The sequence below is a fragment of the Halomonas sp. genome, from assembly GCF_031581305.1.
Taxonomy (GTDB): Bacteria; Pseudomonadota; Gammaproteobacteria; order Pseudomonadales; family Halomonadaceae; genus Halomonas.
Map to the genome: position 1 here is coordinate 1 of NZ_JAVLBC010000311.1, position 2,198 is coordinate 2,198.

Consider the following 2,198-nt stretch of genomic DNA (forward strand, 5'->3'; position numbering starts at 1 on the left):
CGTCACCGCCGTCGAGCTGATGCCGGTGGCGGCGTTTTCCGGGGCGCGCAACTGGGGCTACGACGGCGTGCTGCCCTATTCGGTGGAAGCCGCCTACGGCGGCCCCGAGGCCCTCAAGGCGCTGGTCGACGAGGCACATGGTTACAGCCTCATGATTTTTCTCGACGTGGTCTACAATCATTTCGGCCCGGATGGTAACTATCTGAACAGCTATGCCAAAGCGTTCTTCCGTCACGACAAGCCGACACCCTGGGGCCCGGCCATCGATTTCCGTCAGCCCAACGTGCGCCGCTTCTTCATCGATAACGCTTTGATGTGGCTTGAGGAGTATCGCTTCGACGGACTGCGCTTCGACGCCGTTCACGCCATCAGCGAGCGCGATCTCCTGGTCGAGCTAAGTGAGACGATACGCACCACCATCGACCCGCAGCGCCATGTCCACTTGGTGCTGGAGAACGAGCACAACGCGGCGAGCTTGATCGCACCCGAACGCTTCACCGCCCAGTGGAACGATGACTGGCACCATGTCATGCACGTGCTGCTCACCGGTGAAGAGGAGGGCTACTATACGGACTTCATCGATGCCCCCGAGCAGAAGCTGGCCCGCTGCCTGAGCGAAGGCTTCATCTACCAAGGGCAGCGCTCCCGGAGTGGCCATGGCCGCGGTGAACCCAGCGCAGACCTGCCTCCCACTGCCTTCGTCACCTTCCTGCAGAACCACGACCAGATCGGCAACCGTGCGCTGGGCGAGCGACTGACCCGGCTCGCCGACCATCAGGCGCTCGCCGCGGCATCGGTGCTATTGCTGCTCTCGCCCATGGTGCCGCTGCTCTTCATGGGCGAGGAGTGGAGCTCACGGCGTCCCTTCCTCTTCTTCACCGAATATCGCGACGAGTTGGCCGAGGCGGTGCGCGAGGGCCGACGCGACGAGTTCGCCGACTTCGGCGCCTTTCAGGACGCGGCGGCGCGGGAGGCGATCCCCGACCCCAACGCGCGCGAGACCTTCGAGGCCTCCATTCCCGACTTCGAGGCCCGCAAGATTCCACCCCACGATGCCTGGCTTGGCCACTATCGCACCCTGCTCACTATTCGCCGGGAGACGATCATCCCGCGCCTGGAGGGCGCCGTGGCGTTGGGGGCCGAAGTTCTCGGTGAGAAGGCCGTGGTCGCCCGCTGGCGGATGAATGACGACACCCAGTTGGTGATCGCGCTCAATCTCGGCGCCGCGACAGTGGCCATCCCCGGCTTCGGCGTCGGCAGGCGGTTGTTCGAGACTCGCGAAGGCGTGGCGGTGACCGCGGAGAACGGCCGTCTGGCGCCTAGCGCGGCGGCGGCGTGGCTGCGCTCCCGTCCCAGCGAAGGGAGGTGAGCGAATGAGCGATACCTTGACACGGCTCGCCGAGGCGGCCGGGCTGGTCCTGGAGTGGGAGAACAGCGACGGCGAGCTTTGCCACCTGCCGGAGGAGCGCCAGCGCGCCCTGCTGAATATCCTCGGCTACCCCGCCGATGACGAGGCGACGATACGTGACGGCCTGCAGCGCCTGGCGCACCTGAATGAGCCTCAGGCACCCGAGCAGTGGCCGCCACTGATCACTGCCGACCGCGGGGCTCCCATCGAGCTGCCCTCGCCACTGGCACCGAGTACATCCTTCACGCTGACACTGGAACAGGGCGACAGCAGGGAGGGGCGCATCGATGCGCGGGGGCGCCTGCCCGCGGTAGACGCGTTCGGCTATCACCGCCTGGAGATCGCTGACACTGTACTGACCCTGGCCGTAGCGCCCCGCCGGTGCTTCACCCTGGACGACCTCGTTGGCGACCCCGCGCCCAGGCTATGGGGGCTCTCGGCCCAGCTCTATGCGCTGCGCCGTCCCGGCGACGGCGGCATCGGAGATGCCCTGGCGCTTCGCACCTTCGCCACTCGCGCCGCCGAGCGGGGAGCGGCGGCGTTGGCCATCAGCCCTAACCACGCCATGTTCAGCGCCAACCCCGAACGCTACAGCCCCTACTCGCCCTCCAGCCGGCTGCTGCAGAATGTGCTCTACGCCGCCCCGGAGGCCCTGCTGGGCGAGGCTGCAGTGACCAGGGCGCAAGAAGGCCTAGAGTCCCGCCTGCGCCAGCTTGAGGCCGACGACCTGCTCGACTGGCCCAAGGTGGCGCGTACCAAGCTGACCTGGCTGCGGTTTCTGTACGACGAC

The 2,198-nt window shown here is 66.9% G+C and carries 2 protein-coding genes; both read left to right on the forward strand.

Annotated elements, in window-relative coordinates; genetic code table 11:
* Positions 1-1,369 (forward strand): malto-oligosyltrehalose trehalohydrolase (treZ, locus tag RI841_RS16165; RefSeq protein WP_310706654.1); only part of this gene is annotated, 1,369 nt, incomplete at its 5' end.
* Positions 1,370-1,373: 4 nt separating this feature from the next.
* On the forward strand, positions 1,374-2,198 hold an 825-nt coding region (locus RI841_RS16170; RefSeq protein ID WP_310706655.1), incomplete at its 3' end, for a 4-alpha-glucanotransferase.